Source organism: Mesorhizobium sp. Arg314 (assembly GCF_053714275.1).
The window spans coordinates 33,617-56,441 of record NZ_JBSKBP010000006.1 but is presented as its reverse complement, the minus strand read 5'-3'; the positions used below and the strand labels follow the sequence as shown (position 1 = coordinate 56,441).

The window sequence follows — 22,825 nt, the reverse complement described above, 5'->3', positions numbered from 1 at the left end:
TGTTTTGAGGCAATTCCGGACGGAAAACCGCTTCACACTTTTCCTGGAATTGCTCTAGGCTCTGGCTCATGAACGACCAGCCCTTCGATCTCGATCCCGCCGTCATCGACCGTTTCGCGGCAATCGTCGGCGACAAATACGCGCTGCGCGATCAGGCCGATATTACGCCTTACATCACCGAGCGGCGTGGCCTTTGGCACGGCCGGACATCGTTGGTGCTCAGGCCAGGCAGCGTCGAGGAGGTGAGCCGCATCATGCGGCTGGCGACCGAGACCGGAACGCCGATCGTGCCGCAAAGCGGCAACACCGGGCTGGTCGGCGCCCAGGTGCCGGACAAATCCGGCCACGACATCGTGCTGTCGCTGTCGCGGCTGAACCGCATCCGCGAGATCGATGTCTTGTCGAATACGGTGACGGTCGAGGCCGGCGTCATCCTGCAGACGCTGCAGGAAGCGGCCGATGCCGCGGACCGGCTGTTTCCGCTCTCGCTCGCCGCTCAAGGGTCCTGCCAGATCGGCGGCAACCTCTCCTCCAATGCCGGCGGCACCGGCGTGCTCGCCTATGGCAATGCGCGCGAACTCTGCCTTGGCGTCGAGGTCGTGCTGCCGACCGGCGAGGTGTTCGACGACCTGCGCAAGCTGAAGAAGGACAACACCGGTTACGATCTGAAGAACCTCTTCGTCGGCGCGGAAGGCACGCTCGGCGTCATCACCGCCGCGGTGCTGAAACTGTTCCCCAAGCCGAAGGGCAGGGAGGTGGCCTTTGCCGGCCTGCCGTCGTCCCCGAAAGACGCGCTTTGCCTGTTCACCCTGGCGATGGACCGCGCCGGCGCGTCGCTCACCGCCTTCGAGCTGATCGCGAAAAGGCCTTACGACTTCACGCTGAAGCATGGTCAAGGCATCACGCGGCCGCTGGCCGACGACTGGCCATGGTATGTCTTGATGCAGATTTCTTCCGGCCGTTCCGAAGAGGACGGCAAGGCGCTGATCGAAGAGATTCTTTCGGCCGGCCTCGAGCAAGGCATCGTCGGCGACGCGGTCGTCTCGGTAAGCCTTGCCCAGGGCGACGCGTTCTGGAATTTCCGCGAGACGCTGCCCGAATGCCAGAAACCGGAGGGCGCTTCGATCAAGCACGACATCTCGGTGCCCATCGCCTCGATCCCGCAGTTCATCGAAAAGGCGGCCGGCGTCGTCGAAACCGTCTGCCCCGGCGCGCGCGTGGTCTGCTTCGGCCATATGGGCGACGGCAATCTCCACTATAACATCTCACGCCCCGTCGATTGGCAGGACGAGGCGTTCCTCGAGCTCTACCATCCAATGAACAAGGCGGTGCACGATGTCGTGCGCTCCTTCCATGGCTCGATCTCGGCCGAGCATGGCATCGGCCAGTTGAAGCGCGACGAGCTGATCGCCACGGCGCCGCCGATGGCGATCGACCTGATGCGTCGCGTGAAGGCGGCCTTCGATCCCGCCGGCATCATGAATCCCGGTAAGGTTATCTGATCCTTCCCATAGCTGCTGGCCGGTCGCATTCCGATAACCATCGCTGCGATCAGCAAAATTTAACCGACTTTCTTAAGCGCGCCGGTAAGAAGCGAGCGCTAATGTTTCTTCCCATAACGAGGCCGGAAAAACCGGCCCTGAGAGAACCGGAAAACGGCCCTCAGGAGTAACAGGGAAGACATTCGATGAACACTGGATTGAAGCCAGTCTGGGCCGGGCGCAACATGCGCCTCGATCCGTTTCGCCTGCCGCAGATGGTGAGCTATGCCACCCGCGACGATTACGGCGATGTCACCTTCACCATCGACCAGCGTGGCGCCGTTATCCGCCGCATGCTGGAGATGAGCGGCGTGCCGGCGATCATCGCGCTGCCCCCCAATGCGTTCCGCGGCGTCGCCGCGCGCGCCATGGAGGATCCGGACGGCAACGTGACGGTGACGTTGGAGCTGCTGCACAATGATCCGATGCTGTCGGTGCCGCTTCTGGTCGCCGACGACCTTGACGACGTCGCCGCCGACTGGCGCGCCTGGGCCGATGCCTACCGCCTGCCGATGCTCCTGATCGAAGCCGACGGCATTGCCCGCACGCTGGAGGAATCCCTTGGTGCCGCCATCAAGGCGCTGCCGCCGCAGGAGCGTCGCAAGGGCCGTGTCTCCAACATGCGCCGGCCGCGCTTCCTGGCCCGCCGCAAGGCCGGCAACCTTGGGCTGCGGCTCGTCATCGACGGCCATGAGATTATTGCGCGGGAGTAGCCGTCGATGACAGCCCCCTTCTCCCCGTCACTATACGGGGAGAAGTGCCCGGCAGGGCGATGAGGGGCGGCGCCGACCCCCCGCTGTCTTGGCCATCTAAAAAATCGACGCTATATTGCCGCTGCAAATTTCACCTTGCCTCCAAGGCTGGCGCCGCCCCTCATCCGGCTGCCGCCACCTTCTCCCCGTAGAACGGGGAGAAGGGAGAACTACACCAGCGGCTTCAGCCATATCCAGACCGAGCCGCCGATCAGGCCGAGGAAGATCAGCCAGCCGACCTGGTTGTTCGACTTGAACAGTTTGAGGCACTGATCAGGATTGTCGATGTCGAGCCGGATGATCTGCCGCGCCATATGCGCGCCGGCGGCGATCAGCCCGGCCAGCGCCACCACGGGCGCCTGCGCTGAAGCAAACGCAATGGCGAAGCAGACCAGCGCGCCGCCATAGAGCCCGGTGAGCCAGACCTTGGTGTTGTCGCCGAACAGCCGCGCCGTCGAGCGCACGCCGACGATGGCGTCGTCTTCCTTGTCCTGATGCGCATAGATCGTGTCGTAGCCGATCACCCACAGGATCGAGCCGATATAGAGCATGATGGCTGGGTCATCGAGGTCGCCGAACTCGACCGCCCAGCCCATCAGCGCGCCCCAGGAGAAGGCCAGCCCAAGCACCAATTGCGGCCAGTTGGTGATGCGCTTCATGAACGGGTAGACGGCGACGATCGCCAGCGAGGCGATGCCGAGCGGAATGGCGAAGCTGTTGAACTGCAGCAGCACCGCAAGTCCGACGAGCGCCTGGATGATGACGAATGTCCAGGCCTGGCGGCGTGTCACCTTGCCCGCCGGCAGTGGCCGCGAGCGGGTGCGCTCGACCTGGTTGTCGATGTTCTCGTCGGCAAGGTCGTTATAGGTGCAGCCGGCGCCGCGCATGGCGACGGCGCCGATGAAGAACAGCAGCAGATACCAGGGCGCCGGCAAAAGCGTCAGCAGCGGGTCGGTAGGGCGCGGATAGGCGCCCGCGGCAAGGGCTGCCGACCACCAGCAGGGCCACAACAGCAGCTGCCAGCCGATCGGCCGGTCCCAGCGCGCCAGCTGCGCATAGGGCCATAGCCAGCGCGGCAGCATCCGGTAGACCCAATGCCCGCTCGGCGCATCGGCGACACGGCCTTGGATCGCTTTCGACTGGACGGTTTTCATCACGCTGGAGTGGCAGCAGCAAAGGGCGCCGTCAAGCGGCCGCGTTGTCGCTCAAGCGGTGAAAACTCAGGCGGTGAAAACATCGTGACCGGCAAACCATGCCCTGGCTACCTCGATGAAGGCCACGGCCGCCTTCGACAGGCGCTGGCGCGTGTCATGGGTCAGGATGATGCGCTGCATGGGCAGCGGATCGGAGAGCGGTTTGCAGACCAGCGGCAGCCCGTCATAGCTCAGATCGCCATGCGGTCGGGTGTAGCTGACGGCGACACCGAAACCGTTGGCCACCATCGAGCGCTGCAGCTCGAACGAGCTTGTCGTCGCCCGGGCGATCGGCGACAGGCCGCGGCTGAGGAAGAGGTCCAGCATGTGCTGCCAGCTATGCGGCTGGTCGGTGGTGATCAGCGGATGCTGGGCGAGTTCGGCCAGGCTGACCGCGTGCTTGTCCGCCAGCACATGGCCGGCGGGAAGAAGCGCGTGCGGCTGCAACTCATGCAGAAGAACGCGCTTGAAATGCCCGGGCAGGCCGAGATCGTAGGTGAGGCCGAGATCGATGGCGCTGTCGGCCAGGCGCCGCCCCAGCGTGTCGAAGGTTTCGTCGCCTATGACGACCGTGACGGCGGGGCAGCGCTCGGCGAAGGCGCGCATCAGCGCCGGCGCGAAATAGGGCGCCAGATCCTCGAAGCAGCCGAGCACCAGCTCGCCGCCGACATCGGCGTCGCTCGATCCGAGCGCCGCCAGTTCATCCGCCTCGCCCAGCACTTGCCTCGCCTTGGCGACGGCCCTGCGGCCGAAGGATGTCAGCGCAACGCCGCTTCCCCGCTGCCGCACGAACAGTTTTTGGCCAAGCGCGTCCTCGACATTGTCGATCGCCACCGAGATCGACGGCTGCGAGACGTTGAGCACCGCCGCCGCCGCGGTCACGCTGCCATAGCGGGCGACGGCAACGACATAGCGCAATTGCGTGAGGGTCGGTCTCATAGGCAAAAACTATAAACTAGATGACAAGTTATTATTTTACGCGATGTCCGGCGCTTGCGATAGTCGGGCCACCGAACCACGAGCAATTCCAGGAAAAGTGTGTAACGGCTTTCCGTCCGGAATTGCGTCAAACAAAGAGACAGAGCAATTCCAGGAAAAGTGTGTAGCGGTTTTCCGTCCGGAATTGCGTCAAGCAAAGAGACAGAGCGCCATGGCCAGCCCAAAGATCGATGCTTCGACGATTGCCGATTATCAGCGCGATGGCGCGGTCTGCATCCGCGGCGCCTTCAAGGACTGGGTCGACGTCATCGCCGACGGCATCGAGCGCAACATACAGAACCGCAGCGCCACCGCTTCCGACATCGCCGGTGGCAAGGGCAGCTTCTTCGACGATTACTGCAACTGGGAGCGCATCCCGGAATTCGTCAGGATCGTCAGGGAATCGCCGGCCGCCGAGCTGGCCGCCGCCGTCATGCAGTCGCGCAGCGCGCAGTTCTTCCATGATCACGTGCTGGTCAAGGAACCCGGCACGCAGAAGCCGACACCCTGGCACCAGGACATTCCCTATTACTTCGTCGACGGCAGCCAGACGGTGAGCTTCTGGATCCCGATCGATCCGGTGAAGGAGGCCACGCTCAGGCTGATCGCCGGCTCGCATAAATGGGAAAAGATGGTCCTGCCGGTGCGCTGGCTGAACGACGACAATTTCTATGCCGGCGAGGGCGACTACCGGCCGGTGCCCGATCCCGACAACGACCCTTCGATGAAAGTTCTGGAATGGGAGATGGAGCCGGGCGACGCCATCCTGTTCGACTTCCGCACCGCGCATGGCGCGCGCGGCAATCTCACCTCGGCGCGTCGCAGGGCGCTGTCGCTGCGCTGGGTCGGCGACGACGCGCATTATGTCGAGCGGCCCGGCCGCACCTCGCCGCCCTATCCGGGCCACGACATGAGGCCCGGCCAGAAACTGCGCGAGGACTGGTTTCCGGTCGTCTTCCAGAGCTGAACGGCCGGCCTCGTCATCCACGGGCGAAGCAAGGAGCGTAGCGACGCAGCGCAGACCCGAGGATCCATTCCGTGACTTCAACGTATTGCAACGGTGCGGAATTCTGCTCCGCTGCGCCCCACGATCACGTTCACGGCATGGATACCAGGTCTCCGCGACGGAGCTTCGCCCTGGTATGACGAGGTTGGGGAAGTTTCAGCCAAATCCCAGCGTTTGTGCCGATTTCACGGAAATGAACGGCCAACATCTTGCCCGCCGATAAACGGCAACCTTCCAAAAACCTGTGCCGGGGAGCTAGCCGAACGCGGGACTTATCCTGATCCCTCTTGATGAAGCCCATGTTCCCGTGCGCAATTGCCGCCAAAATGCCAAGACGCCTTGACCCGTCGCCCGCGGACCAATAGCGGGTTCTCTCGACGGGGACGATCGGCAGCAAGAGGTGGCCATGAATGTTCTTCTTCTCGGCTCGGGTGGCCGCGAACATGCGCTCGCCTGGAAGATGTCCGCCTCGCCGCTGCTGACCAGGCTCTATGCATCGCCGGGCAATCCCGGCATCGGCCGTGTCGCCGAATTGGTGAAGCTCGACGTCGCCGACCATTCCGCCGTCGCCGCCTTCTGCCAGGAGAAGAAGATCGACCTTGTCGTGGTCGGCCCGGAAGGGCCGCTGGTGGCCGGCATCGCCGACGATCTGCGCGCCTGGGGCATCCGCGTCTTCGGTCCCTCCAAGGCGGCGGCCCGGCTCGAGGGCTCGAAGGGTTTTACCAAGGACCTCTGCGCGAGGTTCGACATCCCCACCGCCGCCTATGGCCGCTTCGGCGATCTCGCTTCGGCCAAGGCCTATGTCGAGAAGACGGGCGCGCCGATCGTCATCAAGGCCGATGGGCTTGCCGCCGGCAAGGGCGTTACCGTCGCCATGACGCTCGATGAGGCGATCGCCGCGCTCGAAGCCTGTTTCGACGGCTCCTTCGGTGCGGCCGGCGCCGAGGTCGTGGTCGAGGAATATCTGACCGGCGAGGAGGCAAGCTTCTTCTGCCTGTGCGATGGCGCCACCGCTTTGCCCTTCGGCACCGCGCAGGACCACAAGCGCGTCGGCGACGGCGATACCGGGCCGAACACCGGCGGCATGGGCGCCTATTCGCCGGCGCCGGTGATGACGGCTGAAATGATCGAGCGCACGATGCGCGAGATCATCGAGCCGACCATGCGCGGCATGGCCAATATCGGCGCGGCCTTCGCCGGCATCCTCTTCGCCGGTCTGATGATCACCGACCAGGGTCCCAAGCTGATCGAATACAACACCCGCTTCGGCGATCCCGAATGCCAGGTGCTGATGATGCGGCTGAAGGACGACCTGCTCGTCCTGCTCAACGCCGCCGTCGACGGCCAACTCGCGCATATGTCGGTCCGCTGGAGCGACGAGACGGCATTGACCGTGGTGATGGCGGCGAGGGGCTATCCCGGCACGCCGGAAAAGGGCTCGGTCATCCGTGGCCTCCACAAGGTGGAAGGCGAGGGCGTTCAGGTCTTCCATGCCGGCACCGCCGTCAATGGCGGCGCGCTGGTCGCCAATGGCGGCCGCGTACTCAACGTCACCGCCTTGGGCGCAACCGTCGGCGAGGCGCAGGCAAAGGCCTATGCGGCGATCGAGCAAATCGACTGGCCGCAGGGCTTCTTCCGCCACGACATCGGCTGGCGCGCCGTGGCGCGCGAGAAGGCTGGCGGCTGAGCTTTCAGGCTGCCTGGGTCTTGTTACGCGTACGCGCCCATGCCGGCAGCCAGTCGCCGTGAGCGGCGAGAAGATCGTCGACCAGCGACCAGATCTGGTCGAGATCGAGCTCGGCCGCGGTGTGCGGGTCCATCATCGCCGCGTGGTAGATGTGTTCGCGATTTTCCGTCGTCAGCGCCCGCACCGTCAGCTCCTGCACACTGATGTTGGTGCGGATCAACGCCGTCAACTGCGGCGGCAGATCGCCGATATAGGTCGGCTGGATGCCGGAGGCGTCGACCAGGCAGGGCACTTCGGCGGCGCAATCGAAAGGTAGCGAGGTGATGCAGCCATTGTTGCGGACATTGCCGTAGATCACCGACGGCTCGCCGGTCCAGACCGAGTTCATGATCGAGGAGGCATATTCCTTGGATTGCTCGACCTCGATCCGGTCGGCCGAGCGATAGGCCTCCGCCTGTCCTTTCCAGCGTTCGATCTGCTCGATGCAGCGCTTCGGATATTCATCGAGCGGGATGCCGTATTTCTCGATCAGGTCCGGGCGGCCGTCCTTGATGAAATAGGGCGTGTATTCGGCGAAATGCTCCGAGCTTTCGGTGACGAAATAGCCGAGCCGGGTCAGCATCTCGTAGCGCACCTTGTTCGGGCAGCGCGGGTTCCAGCCCGGCTTCGGCGCGCGGCCTTCGCGATAGGCGCGGACGAGGTCGGGATAGAGGTCGCGGTAGGAGCCGTCCGGCTGGCGATGCTCGAATTTCAGGTAGAACGCCATGTGGTTGATGCCGGCCGAGCGGTAGCGGATCTCGTCATAGGGAAGGTCGAGATCGTGCGCCAGCTCCATCGCCGTGCCCTGCACCGAATGGCAGAGGCCGACCTGCTTGATTTGCGGATATTTCTCGGCGATCGCCCAGGTGTTGATCGCCATCGGGTTGACATATTGCAGCATGATCGCTTCGGGGCAGGCGGCGAGCATGTCCTCGCAGATCTTCCACAGATGCGGCACGGTTCTTAAGCCGCGCATGATGCCGCCGACGCCGAGCGTGTCGGCGATCGTCTGGCGCAGGCCGTATTTCTTCGGCACCTCGAAATCGGTGACGGTGCAGGGCTCGTAGCCGCCGATCTGGAAGGCGACGACGACGAAATCGGCGCCGGCAAGCGCCTTGCGCTGGTCGGAATAGGTTTCGGCCTTCGCCTTGACACCGAGCGTCGCGATCAGCTTGTTGACGACGATGGCGCTTTCTTCCAGCCGCTGCGGATTGATGTCCATCAATGCGATCGTCGCGCCAGACAGCGCCGGCCGCTGCAGCACGTCGCCGACGATGTTTTTCATGAACACCGTCGAGCCGGCGCCGATGAACGTGATCCTGGGATTTCTTGCCACTGTAAGCCTCCGGCACTTTTTCTACGCCACGTCGAAAGCGGCCCTGACGAGCCGTTCGGTGTAGGCGGTCTTGGGATTGGAAAGGACCTCGTCGACGGGTCCCTGCTCGACGATCTTGCCATGCTGCATGACGATGACGCGGTGGCAGAGCGCCCGCACCACCTTGAGGTCGTGCGAGATGAAGAGGTAGCTCAAGCCCCGCTCGTCCTGCAGCTTGCGAAGAAGGTCGATGATCTGCGCCTGGACGGAAAGATCGAGCGCCGATGTCGGTTCGTCGAGCAGGATGAATTCCGGCTCCAGCGCGATGGCGCGTGCGATCGCGATGCGCTGCCGCTGGCCGCCGGAAAACTCATGCGGGAAGCGCGACAGGATGTTGCCTGGCATGCCGGCGCTGACCAGCGCCTCGCGCACCCGCTCGTTCCGCTCTCGCCGCGTCGCGCCCAGCCTGTTGACGACCAGTCCTTCCTCGATGATCTGGCCGATCGTCATGCGCGGATTGAGCGAGGAGAACGGGTCCTGGAAGACGACCTGCATGCGTGAGCGCAACGGCCGCATCTCGTTGCGCGACAGACCTTGGATCGGCTGGCCGTCGAAACGAATCTCGCCGCGCTTGGCGTCCAGCAGCCTGACCAGCGCCTGACCGAAAGTGGTCTTGCCGGAACCGGACTCGCCCACCAGTCCGAGCGTTTCATGCCGGCAAAGTTTGAGGTCGAGATCGTCGACGGCGACCAGTTCGCGCCAGTCGGGTTTCAGGAACGTGCCGTGGCGCAGCGTGAAGCAGACGCGCACGCCGTCCGCCTCGAGGATGGTGCCGGACTTATCGGGCAGCGGTCTCGGCCGTCCGCGCGGCTCCGAGGCGAGCAGCCGCTGCGTGTAGGGATGCTGCGGATCGGCGAACAGCCGCTCGGTGACGTTGTGCTCGCGCATCTCGCCATGCTGCATGACATAGACGTAGTCGGAGAACTTGCGCACGACGGTGAGATCGTGGGTTATCAGGATCACCGACATCCGCAATTCCTTCTGCAGATTGCGGATCAGGTTGAGGATCTGCGCCTGGACGGTGACGTCGAGCGCGGTGGTCGGCTCGTCGGCGATCAGCACGTCGGGTTCGTTGGCCAAAGCCATGGCGATCATCACCCGCTGGCGCTGCCCGCCGGAAAGCTGATGCGGATATTGCTTGAGCCGCGCCTCAGGTTCAGGGATCTGGACATGCTTGAGGAGCTCGAGCGCCCGTGCCCAGGCTTGCCTGCGGCTCACCTTGCGATGAACCCGGATCGCTTCGACGATCTGGCTGCCGACCGTGTAAATCGGATTGAGCGAGCTCATCGGCTCCTGGAAGATCATCGAGATGCGGTTGCCGCGCAGCTTGCGCCGGGCGCGCTCGGCGAATTTCAGGATGTTCTGCCCGCAATAGTCGATGCTCGACCGCGGCGAAACCGTCGCCCGCCGCGACAAAAGCCCCATCACGGTGCGCGCCGTCACCGACTTGCCGGAGCCGGATTCGCCGACGATCGCGATCGTCTCGCCGCGATAGAGCTGGAACGAGACGTCCTTGACCGCCTCGACGGTGCCGTGCTCGACCTTGAAGGCGACCTCGATGTTGCGGGCGTCGATGACCGGCTGGTCGTGGCGGCCGTCATGGTCAAGCCGGACAGCTGGTGCGAAGGATTCTGCAAGCGCGATCGTCGTCATCTCTGCCACCTCAATAGGGATCGACGGCATCGCGCAGGCCGTCGCCCAGCGCGTTGAAGGCAAAGACGGTGATCAGCACGAAGCCGACCGGCGACAGGATCCACGGATAGGTGCCGATGACCGAATAGGTCGCCGTGTCCTGCAGCATCAGGCCCCACGAGATCAGCGGCGGCTTCACCGCGAAGCCCAGAAAGCCGAGGAAGGATTCGAGCAGCACCACCGTCGGGATCGCCAGCGTCACGGCGACGATCACGTGGCTCATCACATTGGGGAAGATGTGCTGCATGATGATGCGCCGGTCGGTGGCGCCGACGGCCATGGCGGCGCGCACATAGTCGATGCGTGCCAGCGCCAGCGTCTTGCCGCGCACCTCGCGCGACATCTGCGCCCAGCCCAGCGCCGACATGACGATGATGACGAAGGCGAGGAAGACGTTGGTCGGCGCCGTGACCGGGATCAGCGTCGTCAGCGCCAGGTAAAGCGGCAGTTGCGGGAAGGCGAGCACGAGCTCGACGAAGCGCTGCATCCAGACATCGAACCTGCCGCCGAAATAGCCGGAGACCATGCCGACGGTGGTGCCGACGACGGTGATGATGAAGACCACCGTCAATGCGATCATCAGCGAGACGCGCGAGCCGTGGATGGCGCGCGACAGCACATCGCGGCCGAACTTGTCCGTGCCGAGGAAATGCACCGGCTGGCCGTCCATCGAGCCGAAGAAATGCCGGTTCGCCGGGATGAGGCCGAGGAGCCTGTAAGGCGCACCCTCGACGAAGAAGCCGAGCAGCCTCGGATGGTCGTAGTCGGGGCCGACGATGGGCTGGAAGGTGACCGGATCGAGATCGGCGGAATCGGCCAGCGCATAGACCCGTGGTCGCGCGACGAAATTGCCGTCCCTGTCGTGGAAGACAGGCACCTGCGGCGGCGCGAAGGCGATGTCGGTGGCCTTCGGGTCCAAGGGTGCCAGGAATTCGGCGAACACCGCCATGAGAAGCAAAAGCACGACCAGGCAGAGTCCGGCCATGCCGGTCCAGGAGCGTTTCAGCCGGCGCCAGACGAGCGCGACGTAGCTCTCATTACCGTGCGCCGGCTCGGCTATGGTCACGCCTTCTGCCGGCAAGGGCGTAAGGGATGGGGGCGTCGGGGAGGGATCGCGCGCCAGCATCTTAGTGCTCCCCGAACTGGCGCACACGCGGATCGAGCAGCACGAGCAGCATGTCGGCGATGATGTTGCCGACGATCAGCGTCGCCGACAGCACCATCATGAAGGTGGCGGTGACATAGACGTCGCCGACCGCCATCGAGCCGACGATCGCCGGGCCGACGGTGGGCAGCGCGAAAATGATCGCCGTCTCGATCTCGCCGGTCAGCATGTAGGGCAGCACCACGCCCTGATACATGACCAACGGGTGCAGCGCGTTGGGCACGGCATGGCGCATCACGACGGCGCCGCCGGTCAGCCCCTTGGCCTTGGCCGTCTCGACATATTGAGCGTTGAGCGTATCGAGCAGATTGCCGCGCATGACGCGCATGTTGTAGGCGAGCCCGCCGAAGGTCGCGATCGCCACCACCGGCCAGACGTGCTTGACCAGGTCGACGAACTTCGCCCACGACCATGGCGCGCCGCCATATTGCGGCGAGAAGAACGAGCCGATCTCCGACACGTTGAACTGGAAGACCAGCAGGTAGACGATGATCAGCGCCATTAGGAAGCGTGGCACCGTCATGCCAAGGAAGGAGATGGCCGAGAGCGTGGAGTCGATCCAGGAATATTGCCGGGTCGCCGCCCATATGCCGAACGTGATGCCGAGCACCGAGGCGAGCAGGTGGCAGACCAGCGCCAGAAGCAGCGTGCGCGGCAGCCGCTCGCCGACAACGTCGGCCACCGGCTTGTTGTAGTAGAGGCTGTAGCCGAAGTCGCCTCGGGTGACGATGCCGCCGATCCAGTTGAGATATTGGACGGGCAGCGGCTTATCGAGGCCATGTTCGACACGGTAGGCCTGGGCCTGCGCTTCAGCCTGGGCGTAGGAAGCGCCGCCCTGGTTGATCAACTGCGAGCGGATGTAGTCGGCATAGTCGCCGGGCGGCGCCTGGATGATGGCGAAGGTGACGAGGCTCAAAATGGCGAGGACGGGAAGCGCCGACGCTATGCGCAAAAGCAGGAATCGCAGCATGGACGGTCAGCTTCCTTTCTGGCCGGTCGCTCCCTGAGGTGCGTTCGGAGTGACTGTTTGTCCGGCCGCGCCGCGGCGCGGCCGGACGTCTCTTCGTCAGGGAGGTAAACCTTACATCGGACCTTTGTCACCCGGTTTGCCGGGAAGCTCCTCCGGATACAATTCGTACTTCGCCTGCTTGCCGGCCGCGACGAAGACGCGTTCGCGGATGATTGAATCCTCGGCCCAGTTGAACATGTAGATCGGCGTGCCTTGCGGGATGTTGGAGAAGCGCTTGTTGACGATCAGCGCGCCGGGATATTCCGTCAGGCCGACATTGTAGACATGTTCGGTCGAGATCTTCTGGAAATCCCGCATCAGGCCGGCGCGTTGGTCGTTGTCCTGCGTCGAGACGAACTTGTTGACGATGTCGACGAGGTCCTTCTCGAACGGCATCAGGTCAACCTCGCCGCTTTCCGGCGCGCGATGGTTCCAGCTGGTCTTGGGACCAACGGGAGCGAGTTGCTCGGTGTTCTGCACCACCGAGGTCAGCTCGGTCTCATTGCGGCGGATCAGCCAGTCGAAGCGGCCGGAATATTGGGTGGCGTCGCGCTGTGTGCCGTTGACCCCGTTGAGCACGACCCTCAACCCAAGCTTCTCCATTTGCGCGACCACGCCTTCGGCGAGGCTCTTGTCGGTGGTGTAGTCGTTGTTGACCAGCATCACGATCTCGACATTCTTGCCGCCGGCGGTGCCGGCCGGGAAGTTCACGAAGCCGTCGCCGTCGGTGTCCTTGAGGCCGGCCTTGGCAAGCAGGGCTTTGGCGCCTTCGAGGTCGAAGGGATAATAGACGGTCGATTTGCGGTCGTAGAAGCTGGTGCCCGATGAGAAGCCGCCGGGATAGATGGCTGTGAACGGCCCCTTGACCAGCGACTCGCCGAGCGCTTTGCGGTTGAGCGCCATGGTGACGGCCTTGCGGAAGTCTTCGTTGCGGTTCAGCTCGCGCAGCGCCTGGCCGCGCTCGTCCGGGTTGCCCCAGCCATTGGCGGAAAAGTTCAAGCGCAGATTGTAGCCGATCAGGCGCGGGCCGAAGGCAAGCCGCGCCGGCGCGTTCTTCTCAGCGGCCCGCTTCAGCGAGGCGACGAAGTTTTCCGGCTGCTCGAGGTTGGAGAAGTCGCCCGAGCCGGCGACAGCCTGGACGTCGCGGTCGGCCCAGGTCGAGAGCTTGTATTGCAGCTCGTTGAGATAGGGCAGCTGGTTGCCCTTCTCATCTACCTTCCAATAATAGGGGTTGCGGCGCATGACGATGATGTCGTCCGGCCGGTATTCCACCGGCACCCAGGCGCCCATCACCGGCATGTTCATGAATTCCGGCGGGAAGGCGTTCTTGAACTGGTCGTAGGTGTTCTTCGAATATTTCGGATGCTGCGGCTTCAATATATGCGACGGGCCGGGGCAGAAGGTGCCGTAAGCCATCGCATAGAGATACTGGCGCGGAAATGCCTCCTTGAACGTCCACTCGACGGTGTAGTCGTCGACCTTCTTCAGCGTCGTGCCGACGCCAAAGGTTTCGGGCGTCGCGCCGTTCAGCGGCGAGACGTTGGGATCGACGACCTCGTCGTCCCAGTAGAACATGACGTCGTCGGCGTTGAAGGGCGCGCCGTCGGACCATTTGGCGCCTTCGATGAGATGCATCGTCAGCTTGTGGCCGTCCGCCGACCAATCCCAGCTCTTGGCGAGGTTCGGCAGCGGCTCGGTATCCTTGGCCTGGACCTGGAAAAGCGGCGCCGTGCGCGTCAGGCATTCGGAAAGCCCGATGTCGATGCCGCCCCAGCCTTGCGTCTGGCCCGCACCGTAGTTCCAGCCTTCCGGCCGCCCGCCGATGACGTGGCGCATCGTGTCGCCATAGACGCCGACGCCGTCCGGCATGTTGCCCGTCTTGAAGACCAGCGGCTCCTTCGGCAGCCGGTCCTTGACCGGCGGCAGCTTGCCGGCCTTGACGAATTTTTCCGTCACCCAGTCCGGCTCGTGATATTCGGGCAGCGCCTTGAACTCCAGGATGGAGTCGCGGGCCACATAGTGAATCTTGCCCTCGGCCGGAAATGTCGCCGGCTCCGGCGGGATCGTCGGCTCGGATGCGAAGGCGTGTGCCGGAATGGCAACGCTCAGCGCCAATCCGGCGGCAAAGCCTATTCTGCGTAAGGTCCTCATCGTCTCCTCCCAGTTGTTCGGACGTCTGCTGCTGCCCGCCTCTTATTCCGGGCGGCTGATTTCGGCGGACTTGCCTCCTGCAAATCCATTTGCTTGCGCGATGTCTCAGCCGGCCTGTTTCAATGCCGCCTTTTCGGCGCGCAATTCCTCGATCGAGCGCACGCTGCGCCGCGCGGCGCCCGCCCAATCGCGTGTCTTGACCTTGGATTTCGAAAGCCGCTCCTTCGCCGCTGGTACGGCGTGCGCGTATTGCGGCAGCCACGCCGCCTGGGCAACGACCATCTCGTCAACCATCTGCCAGACCTCCTCAGGCGTCGACACTGCGCCGACCAGCGGGTCATGCAGCACGGCGAGCTTCAAGAGCTCGATGTCGCCGGCGATCGCCGCATGCACCGACATCCTTTGCACGTTGATCGAGGCCATGCAGGTGGCCGCACACGCCTCCGGCAGCGTGATACCGGCTGCCATGTTGATGCCGAACCGGTCGACGAAGCCGGGCGACTCGATGATGGCGTCCTGCGGCAGGTTGGTGATCACGCCATTGTTCTTGACGTTGAAGTGGCCGCGATAGACGCGGTTGGTTTCCAGCGCTTCGAGAATGTGGCTGGCATGTTCGTTGGAGCGCCTGGCCGCGTCGATCGGCTTTGATGCGGCTTGGAGGAACTGCGGATATTCGGTCTCGAACCAGTTGCGGGTCTCGGTCGAATAGCGGAGATAGCCGCCGGTCTCGCCATGGATCCAGTCGGACATATCGATCCAGCGGGTGATCTCGTCCGGGCGCTTGCGATACCAGGGCAAATACTCGGACAGGTGTCCGTTGCTTTCGGTCGAATAGACGCCGAAGCGCTTCAGCACGTCGATGCGCAGCTTCTCTTGGCTGGAATAGACCGGATGCGCTTCGAAGGCGGCGACCAGTTCGTCCTTGCCGATCGGCCGGCCGTTCAGCCGCAATTCGATGAACCAGGTCTGGTGGTTGATGCCGGAACAGACATAGTCGATCTCCTTGGGCGAGGTCGCGCCGAGCACCTCGGCGATCTGCTCGGCGCCATGCTGGACGCCGTGGCAGAGGCCGACCGTGTCGACCTTGCCGTATTCGATCGCGGCCCAGGTGTTCATCGCCATCGGGTTGGCGTAGTTGAGGAACTTGGCGCCGGTCTCGGCAAGCTCGCGGATATCCCGGCAGAAATCGAGGATCACCGGAATGTTGCGCTGGCCGTAGAGAATGCCGCCGGCGCAAATCGTGTCGCCGACGCACTGGTCGATGCCATATTTGAGCGGGATGCCAATGTCGTCGGCATAGGCATCGAGGCCACCGACACGCACGCAGCTGATGATGTAGCGCGCCCCTTCCAGCGCCGCGCGGCGGTTCGTGGTCGCCGTCACTTTGGTCGGCAAGTTGTTCGCCTCGACGATCCGGTCCAGGATCGCCTTGATCATCCCGAGATTGTGCTCGCTGACGTCGGTCAGCGCGAATTCGATGTCCTTTAATTCAGGCACGCACAGAATGTCGGTGAACAGCTTCTTGGTGAATCCGACGCTGCCGGCGCCGATAATAGCGATTTTGAAGCTCATCACCTTCACCTCGATCCAATCGAATGCTAGGCAAGGAGCAACAAGGGAGGATACGGCCGCGCGCCATGGCGCACGCACCGTTCAAAGCCGGAAATCCGGCCTTTTCTCCTCCCGCCCGCTCCTCGACCGCGGGTCATTCCCGTTCTTGAGGAGCCGATTATGCGCTTATTCTTGGGCGCGACCAGAGAAGGATTATGCTTTCGAGGGTAATTTTATGCTGCGGGACCTGATCGCCAACGGAAAGCTGATGCGCACGATCTCGCTGCCGCGCGGCCGGCAGCGCCTGCATGCCATGCCGACCAGCACCGGCTACGAGGTGCGCGAGGACGAGACCTATGATTGGGATGGACGTAGGCGCGGCCAGACTCCATTCACGGTGCTCCAGCATACGATCAGCGGCACCGGCCAATTGCGCTATGAGAGCCGCAACTATCGCCTGCAGGCGAACGACACGCTGCTGGTGCTGGTTCCGCACAACCATCGCTACTGGTTGGCCAAAGGCGACCGTTGGGAATACTTCTGGATATCGATGAACGGCGAAGAGGCGCTGCGTATCCACAAATCGATCCTCAGCGTTTCAGGGCCGGTGTTCCGCCTGCAGCCGGCAACCATCGATCATCTTGCCGATTGCAGCCTGCGCCTCATCAAAGGGGCTGGGTCACCGGGCACGGCGTCGGCGGTCGCCTATGAGGCGGCGATGGCGCTCTACGACGATATCTTCGGCTCGCACGCCTTCGCTGAAAAGCAGAGCGCCATGCAGCCGGTCATCGACCACATCAACGCCAATCTCGACAAGCCGCTGCCGGTGGCGGAGCTGGTCGAGATCAGCGGCCTCAGCCGTGCCCATTTCTCGCGCTGCTTCGCCGAGAGCGAAGGATTGCCGCCCGCCGAATTCGTCCTGCAGCAACGGCTGCAGCGCGCGGCGAAGCTCTTGACCAAGGCGGACTTCCTGCCGGTCAAGGAGGTGGCGGTGCTGTGCGGTTTCGAGGACGCGAACTACTTCTCCAAGGTTTTCCGCCGCTGCTACGGCATCAATCCGACGCAGTTCCGCACCACCGGCATGTATGCCAGCCTGGGCAACCATCGCTGATCCTGGGCCTCAATGCCGCCTGTGGTCGAGAGCGGTGGAAGCAGTCTTCACCGGATCGGCCGCCGCGAAAGCCGCGTCGATCTGCTCGGGCGTGCGCTGCTCGGTCCGCTTCCAGGCGACATATTGCACGATGCCGAAGCCCGGCCGCTGCGGCACCGTCTTCACCACCGGCATGCGGAACCCATCGCGGAATTTCTCCCAGCGCGCGCCGAGCACCGCGACCATTTCCTCGACAGTCGGCGGCGTCGCCACATCGGCATAGGTGATGGTCACCTTGCCGGCGAGGGCTCTTTCGCGCGGTACCGGCACCGGAATCGAGGCGAGGTAGTCTGACGGCACGTCGAGCAGGCCGCCAAAGGCCCATTCCTGGCGCAGTTCATCGGCGCTCATCGGCGCGACGCTGACGTCGATGTCGTTGGGCGTGCCGGGCACGCGATAGGGGCAGCGGAAACGGCCGCAATTGGCCTGCGCCGAGAATTGCCACAGCGCGTAGCCCTGCCAGTTGCCCATCGGGAAATGCACGTCGATGTCCGCCTTGTAGCGCGCATACCAGAGCGGCAGCCGCGACAGCAGCCGGTACTGGTAACGGTTGTCGGCGATGTACTGGGCAGTCTTGCCGTTGGTGTAAAGCACCGGGAAGCGGCCGAGGCGGCGATGCACCTGGCGCACGAATTCCTCGGCGTCTTCCAGCGACATCCATTGAGCGGCATCGATGCCTTCTATGTCGAGGGCAAGCAGCTCATCCGGCGCCGGTTCCGCGAAATCGATGAAACTGTTGGCCTGCTCGACCGGGTTGCCGGGTCGCGCGAGGTGATAGGCGCCCCATTTCAGCCCGAGCGCCTTGGCCACGACCTTGCGCGTCTGGAACAGCTCGCGCGTCACCGCATAGCGCTTCCACTGCATCTTGCAGAGTTTGACGTCCGCCTCGGCGCCGAAGCAGAAGTAAGGCGGTGGCAGCCCGTCGGATGCCTTGTTGATGAAGCCGGCGATGCGCTTGTCGGTGACGAGTTGCTGCCAGTCGATCGAATTGTATTCGTAGGCGTCGATCACCAACGGGCGGTCGGCATTCTTCCACGGCTCGGAGAAATCCGAGGCCTTTGCCGCCGTGCCCAGCACCATCGCCATTGCGAGAAGCGCCAGGCGGCGAAGAGGGCGCGCCGGCTTTTTCAATCAGGGTGTCCCCACTGACCAGGGGACGATCCTGAACCGCTATGGTTAAGGAAGTGCTTCCGACCGAAGAGCTTTAGCACCGGAAGAGCGTCTGCACCTCGAACGGATCGGGCGCCGGCTCCTGCGGCAAGGTGCCTTCGGCCCAGCGTTTGTTGTGATGCGCGAGCGAGCATTGCGGCGAGCACAATATGCCGCGATCGGTCCAGTAGGCAGGGCCTTCCTCCAGCATGCCGTGATAGTAGCTGAAGCCCGGGGCCCGATAGGGCAGCCCGCATTCGATGCAACGATAGGCGTCGGGTCTGGCAAGCATGGATGGTTGTCCGGGTCGCTTTTGGATCTGCAATCGCGGGATCATACCAGTCGGATGTAATTCGTCGTAGAAATTTTGAGCGGCAATAGAGGTCTCGAAAATTGGCTGAAGCTTTCGCGTTCGTCATCCACGGGTGTGCGCGTCCGCTTCGCTCCTTGCTCCACCCGCGGCTGACGAGGTCCACCCCTGCAAAATCCGCGTGACAAAAGTTGACGTTTACGTAAAAAGAAGATGTGAAATCGACGGATGGTTTCGCTTCAGCCATGCACTACGATTGGCTGGAATGGAGGAGGAGCAGACATGTATCGCGCACCGGTCGAGGACATTGCCTTCACGCTGAAGCAGGTGGCGGGGCTGAAGCCGGCGCTGGATGCCGGCACCTTCGGCGATCTCGGCGAGGACATAGTCGACGCGATCCTGGCCGAAGCGGGACGTTTCGCCAGCGAGGAGATCGCTCCGCTCTACAAGATCGGCGACGAGCAAGGTGCTGTGCTCAAGGATGCTTCTGTCACCACGCCGCCCGGCTGGAAGGAGCTTTACCGGCGCTGGATCGAAGGCGGCTGGAACGCGCTGTCCGGGCCGGAAGAGTTCAGCGGCCAGGGCCTGCCGACCATGCTCGGCGTCGCCGCGCTCGAAATGTGGAACTCCGCCGCCATGGCCTTCGGCATTGGCCCGACGCTCACCATGGGCGCGGTCGAGGCGCTGGACAAGCACGCTTCCGAGGCGCTGAAGCAAAAGTATCTGGCCAAGCTCGTCTCGGGCGAGTGGATGGGCACGATGAACCTGACCGAGCCGCAGGCGGGCTCGGACCTTGCGGCCTTGCGCAGCCGCGCCGAGCCCGTCGGCGACGGCACCTACCGTATCTTCGGCCAGAAGATTTTCATCACCTATGGCGAGCACGATTTCACCGACAACATCGTGCATCTGGTGCTGGCGCGGCTGCCCGACGCGCCGGCCGGCACGCGCGGCATCTCGCTGTTCCTGGTGCCGAAGTTTTTCGTCAATGACGACGGTTCGCTTGGCGCCCGCAACGATGTCTTCTGTTCCGGCCTCGAGCACAAGCTCGGCATCCACGCGTCACCGACCTGCACCATGATCTATGGCGACGGCTTTCAAGGTGCTGCGCCTGGCGCCATCGGCTGGTTGATCGGCGAGGAGAACAAGGGTCTGGCCTGCATGTTCACCATGATGAACAACGCCCGCCTTGCTGTGGGCATGCAGGGCGTGGCCGTGGCCGAGACCGCCACCCAGAAGGCGATCGCCTATGCCAATGAGCGCCGCCAGGGCAAGGCCTCGGACTATTCAGGCGCCGGCATGGCGCCGATCGTCCATCATCCGGACGTGCAGCGCAATCTCCTGACCATGCGGGCGCTGACCCAGATTGCCCGCTCGATCAGCTATTCCTGCGCGCATGCGCTTGACCGCGCCCGCGTCGGCGAGGGTGAGGCAGCGGCGAACTGGCGCGACCGCGCCAACCTGCTGACGCCCTTGGCAAAGGCCTTCTCGACCGATACCGGCGTCGAGGTTGCATCGCTTGGTGTCCAGGTGCATGGCGGCATGGGCTTCATCGAGGAGACTGGTGCCGCCGCGCTCTATCGCGACGCCCGCATCGCGCCGATCTATGAAGGCACCAATGGCATCCAGGCGATCGACCTTGTCTTTCGCAAATTGCCGCTAGGCGGCGGCGAGCATGTGCACCGCTACATCGGCGAATTGAAAGCGGTGGCCGATGGAGTGCGCACCTCGAACATCGAAGGCTTCGGCCGCACCGCCGACAATCTCGACCGCGCGCTTGCCGATCTCGACGAAGCGACGCGCTTCCTGCAGAAGCTGCTTGCCGACGGCAAGGCCGACGCCGCGATGGCCGGCGCGACGCCCTATTTGCGCCTGATCTCGCTCGCCGCCGGCGGCGCCTATCTGGCGCAGGGCGGCCTGGCCGACCGCAGCCGCATCCCGCTCTGCCGCTTCTTTGCCGAAAACCTGCTCGGCGAGACGCGCGCCTTGAAAGAGCGTGTCATCGACGGCGCAGAAAGCCTCGCCGCCGCCGGCAAGGCGCTGATCTCCGCTTAAGCATCCCGCCGTTCAAAGGACCAACCGTGACCGACCATATCCTCATCGAGCGCCAGGGCGCCGTGCAAATCATCCGCATGAACCGTCCGGACAAGAAGAACGCGCTGACACGCGCCATGTACGCCAAAATGTCGTCGGCGCTTGCAGAAGGTGACACCGATCCGACGGTCCGTGTCCATGTCTTCCTCGGCGTTCCAGGCGCCTTTTCCGCTGGCAACGACCTTGCCGATTTCCTGGTCATCGCCACCGGCGGCGAGGGCGGCAACGAGGTCTGGGATTTCCTGATGGCACTGGCCCGGTCGGAAAAACCGATGGTGTCGGGTGTCGACGGCATCGCGGTCGGCATCGGCACCACGCTCAATTTGCATTGCGACCTGACCTTCGCCACGCCGCGCACGCTTTTCCGCATGCCCTTCGTCGATCTCGGCCTTGTGCCGGAAGCCGGCTCCAGCCTGATCGCGCCGCAGATCCTCGGCCGGCAGGGCGCCTTTGCGCTGCTCGGCCTCGGCGAGGGCCTTTCGGCCGAGCGCGCCAAGGCTGTCGGCATGATCTACGACGTCGTCGCGGAAGACGCGCTGGAAGCCACTGTGCTGGCCGCCGCCAACGACATCGCCGCCAAGCCGCCGCAGGCTCTGAAGATCGCGCGCGACCTGATGCGCGAGCCGCGCGAGGAGCTCATCGCCCGCATCAAAGTGGAAAGCGAGCATTTCCGCCAGCGCCTGACATCCGACGAGGCGCGTGCTGCTCTCACCGCTTTCATGTCGCGTAAGAGGGGCTGAACTCTCCGCCCTGCGCGTACCCGTCAGGGGTAAAGCCGTGTCTTGTCCCAGCCGCCGGTGGCGTTGCGCGAAAATACGACGCGGTCATGCAGGCGAAACGGCCGGTCGTGCCAGAACTCGATCGTCTGCGGCAGGATGCGGAAGCCCGACCAGTGCTTCGGCCGCGGGATCTCGCCGATGGCGTAGCGCGCCGTATATTCGGCCACCGCCTTTTCCAGCGCGAAGCGGCTCTCCAGCGGCCGCGACTGTTTCGAGGCCCAGGCGCCGATGCGGCTGCCGCGCGGCCGCGTCGCGTAATAGGCATCCGCCTCGGCGTCGGTGACGATCTCGACCGGCCCGCGCACGCGCACCTGGCGACGCAGCGATTTCCAGTGGAAGCACATCGCCGCCTTCATGCTGCCAAGGATCTCACGGCCCTTGGCGCTCTCGAAATTCGTGTAGAAGACAAACCCCTTTTCGTCGAACCCCTTGAGCAGCACCATCCGCACATCCGGCATGCCGTCGTCGTCGACGGTCGCCAGAGCGACGCCGTTGGCGTCGTTGATCTCGCTTTTGGTGGCGTCCTCCAGCCATGCGGCAAAGAGCCTGAAAGGCTCCGCGGCCTCGGTGAAGTCACTGCTTGTTAACTCAGCTTCGTTCATAGTTTTCCGAATTTTTACCGTTGCGGGAGGAGTTGGCCGATTGTTGCGTATCGCGCAAGCTTTTGACAGCAGGCAATGGAGCGTTATCGCTTCGGCCAGCGTCAAGGCTGTGGTCGTGACGTTGGCGCTACCGCTTGCCGCCTGCGGCGCCGGCGGCTTCAGCCTCGAAAAGGCCGAGGTCGACCGCTCGATCATCACCTCCAGCGCGCCGTCCTCGCCCGCCGCTCCGGCCGCCGCCGACAAGGACTCCGACCAGACCACCATCGGCAACGCCGTTTCTTCCGCCGATATCAAGGAGCTTGGAGGCCAGGCGGTGCCATGGGCCAACGCAGGCACCGGCTCGCGCGGCGCGATCACCGAACTGGTGGAGCTCAAGGATGGCGGCCTGACCTGCCGCCGTTTCAGCGCCACCCGGGAAAGCTTCGACGGCGTTGCGCTCTACAAGGGTGAGTTGTGCCTGGCCGAAGCCGGCGGCTGGCGCATGCAGGAATTCAAGCCGTTCTGATTTTCGGGGCGCTCCGACTTTCGGGCGTTAATCCCCTTGCGGCACTGGAATTTCTTCCTATGCGAGCGCATATAGGGAGCGACCATAAACTCAATCTCTC

The 22,825-nt window shown here is 63.8% G+C and carries 19 protein-coding genes; 8 read left to right on the top strand and 11 right to left on the bottom strand.

Annotated features, from left to right (window positions below):
* Window positions 1–68 precede the first annotated feature (68 nt).
* Window positions 69–1,502 carry an FAD-binding oxidoreductase gene (locus ACWGS9_RS08405; protein ID WP_454504803.1) on the top strand — a complete coding sequence of 478 codons (1,434 nt, stop codon included), beginning with the start codon at window positions 69–71 and terminating at the stop codon, window positions 1,500–1,502.
* Window positions 1,503–1,687: 185 nt separating this feature from the next.
* The gene (locus ACWGS9_RS08400) at window positions 1,688–2,254 is read left to right on the top strand and encodes a DUF6101 family protein (protein WP_454504802.1); all 567 of its coding nucleotides are present in this window, start codon (window positions 1,688–1,690) and stop codon (window positions 2,252–2,254) included.
* 209 nt (window positions 2,255–2,463) lie between these two features.
* On the opposite strand, the gene ubiA is transcribed toward ACWGS9_RS08400, so the two are convergent.
* Together ubiA and ACWGS9_RS08390 are read right to left on the bottom strand one after the other, a co-directional pair.
* Window positions 2,464–3,447, bottom strand: a complete 984-nt coding sequence (gene ubiA, locus ACWGS9_RS08395) for a 4-hydroxybenzoate octaprenyltransferase (protein ID WP_454504959.1) — start codon at window positions 3,445–3,447, stop codon at window positions 2,464–2,466.
* A gap of 66 nt (window positions 3,448–3,513) precedes the next feature.
* A complete protein-coding gene (locus ACWGS9_RS08390) occupies window positions 3,514–4,425 on the bottom strand; it encodes a LysR family transcriptional regulator (RefSeq protein WP_454504801.1) in 912 nt (303 codons plus the stop codon).
* 211 nt (window positions 4,426–4,636) lie between these two features.
* Here ACWGS9_RS08390 and ACWGS9_RS08385 point away from each other — a divergent pair, with 211 nt between their 5' ends.
* Window positions 4,637–5,431: a phytanoyl-CoA dioxygenase family protein gene (locus ACWGS9_RS08385; RefSeq protein WP_454504800.1), complete on the top strand. Its 795-nt coding sequence runs from the start codon at window positions 4,637–4,639 to the stop codon at window positions 5,429–5,431.
* A gap of 445 nt (window positions 5,432–5,876) precedes the next feature.
* Complete coding sequence (purD, locus tag ACWGS9_RS08380) at window positions 5,877–7,157, top strand: phosphoribosylamine--glycine ligase (protein ID WP_454504799.1); 1,281 nt, start codon at window positions 5,877–5,879, stop codon at window positions 7,155–7,157.
* A gap of 4 nt (window positions 7,158–7,161) precedes the next feature.
* On the opposite strand, the gene melA (ACWGS9_RS08375) is transcribed toward purD, so the two are convergent.
* The 6 genes from melA (ACWGS9_RS08375) to melA (ACWGS9_RS08350) all read right to left on the bottom strand — a co-directional run bounded on the left by melA (ACWGS9_RS08375) (window position 7,162) and on the right by melA (ACWGS9_RS08350) (window position 16,160).
* Window positions 7,162–8,532: an alpha-glucosidase/alpha-galactosidase gene (gene melA / locus ACWGS9_RS08375; RefSeq protein WP_454504798.1), complete on the bottom strand. Its 1,371-nt coding sequence runs from the start codon at window positions 8,530–8,532 to the stop codon at window positions 7,162–7,164.
* A gap of 21 nt (window positions 8,533–8,553) precedes the next feature.
* On the bottom strand, window positions 8,554–10,224 hold the full coding sequence (locus tag ACWGS9_RS08370; RefSeq protein WP_454504797.1) for an ABC transporter ATP-binding protein: 1,671 nt from the start codon (window positions 10,222–10,224) through the stop codon (window positions 8,554–8,556).
* A gap of 10 nt (window positions 10,225–10,234) precedes the next feature.
* A complete protein-coding gene (locus tag ACWGS9_RS08365) occupies window positions 10,235–11,389 on the bottom strand; it encodes an ABC transporter permease (RefSeq protein ID WP_454504796.1) in 1,155 nt (384 codons plus the stop codon).
* 1 nt (window position 11,390) lies between these two features.
* Window positions 11,391–12,398 (bottom strand): ABC transporter permease, encoded by a 1,008-nt coding sequence (locus ACWGS9_RS08360; protein WP_454504795.1) that lies wholly within the window; start codon window positions 12,396–12,398, stop codon window positions 11,391–11,393.
* 111 nt (window positions 12,399–12,509) lie between these two features.
* Complete coding sequence (locus tag ACWGS9_RS08355) at window positions 12,510–14,588, bottom strand: ABC transporter substrate-binding protein (RefSeq protein ID WP_454504794.1); 2,079 nt, start codon at window positions 14,586–14,588, stop codon at window positions 12,510–12,512.
* A gap of 105 nt (window positions 14,589–14,693) precedes the next feature.
* A complete protein-coding gene (melA, locus tag ACWGS9_RS08350; protein WP_454504793.1) occupies window positions 14,694–16,160 on the bottom strand; it encodes an alpha-glucosidase/alpha-galactosidase in 1,467 nt (488 codons plus the stop codon).
* 214 nt (window positions 16,161–16,374) lie between these two features.
* On the opposite strand from melA (ACWGS9_RS08350), the gene ACWGS9_RS08345 reads away from it, so the two are divergent.
* On the top strand, window positions 16,375–17,250 hold the full coding sequence (locus tag ACWGS9_RS08345) for an AraC family transcriptional regulator (protein ID WP_454504792.1): 876 nt from the start codon (window positions 16,375–16,377) through the stop codon (window positions 17,248–17,250).
* Window positions 17,251–17,259: 9 nt separating this feature from the next.
* On the opposite strand, the gene ACWGS9_RS08340 is transcribed toward ACWGS9_RS08345, so the two are convergent.
* Both ACWGS9_RS08340 and ACWGS9_RS08335 read right to left on the bottom strand, forming a co-directional pair.
* The gene (locus ACWGS9_RS08340) at window positions 17,260–18,375 is read right to left on the bottom strand and encodes a glycoside hydrolase family 25 protein (RefSeq protein ID WP_454504958.1); all 1,116 of its coding nucleotides are present in this window, start codon (window positions 18,373–18,375) and stop codon (window positions 17,260–17,262) included.
* Window positions 18,376–18,493: 118 nt separating this feature from the next.
* The gene (locus tag ACWGS9_RS08335) at window positions 18,494–18,730 is read right to left on the bottom strand and encodes a hypothetical protein (RefSeq protein ID WP_454504791.1); all 237 of its coding nucleotides are present in this window, start codon (window positions 18,728–18,730) and stop codon (window positions 18,494–18,496) included.
* A 300-nt stretch (window positions 18,731–19,030) separates the two neighbouring features.
* On the opposite strand from ACWGS9_RS08335, the gene ACWGS9_RS08330 reads away from it, so the two are divergent.
* Window positions 19,031–20,800, top strand: coding sequence for an acyl-CoA dehydrogenase family protein (locus ACWGS9_RS08330; protein ID WP_454504790.1), 1,770 nt, complete (start codon window positions 19,031–19,033; stop codon window positions 20,798–20,800).
* Window positions 20,801–20,826: 26 nt separating this feature from the next.
* Entirely contained in the window at window positions 20,827–21,579 is a 753-nt protein-coding gene (locus ACWGS9_RS08325) for a crotonase/enoyl-CoA hydratase family protein (RefSeq protein WP_454504789.1), read from the top strand.
* Between the two features lie 23 nt (window positions 21,580–21,602).
* Here the strand turns inward: ACWGS9_RS08325 and pdxH are convergent, their stop codons facing one another.
* Window positions 21,603–22,325, bottom strand: coding sequence for a pyridoxamine 5'-phosphate oxidase (gene pdxH, locus ACWGS9_RS08320; RefSeq protein ID WP_454504788.1), 723 nt, complete (start codon window positions 22,323–22,325; stop codon window positions 21,603–21,605).
* Between pdxH and ACWGS9_RS08315 the strand changes: the two genes are divergently transcribed.
* Window positions 22,261–22,725 carry an RT0821/Lpp0805 family surface protein gene (locus tag ACWGS9_RS08315; RefSeq protein WP_454504787.1) on the top strand — a complete coding sequence of 155 codons (465 nt, stop codon included), beginning with the start codon at window positions 22,261–22,263 and terminating at the stop codon, window positions 22,723–22,725. The two genes, pdxH and ACWGS9_RS08315, sit on opposite strands and share 65 nt — an antisense overlap.
* Window positions 22,726–22,825 lie beyond the last annotated feature (100 nt).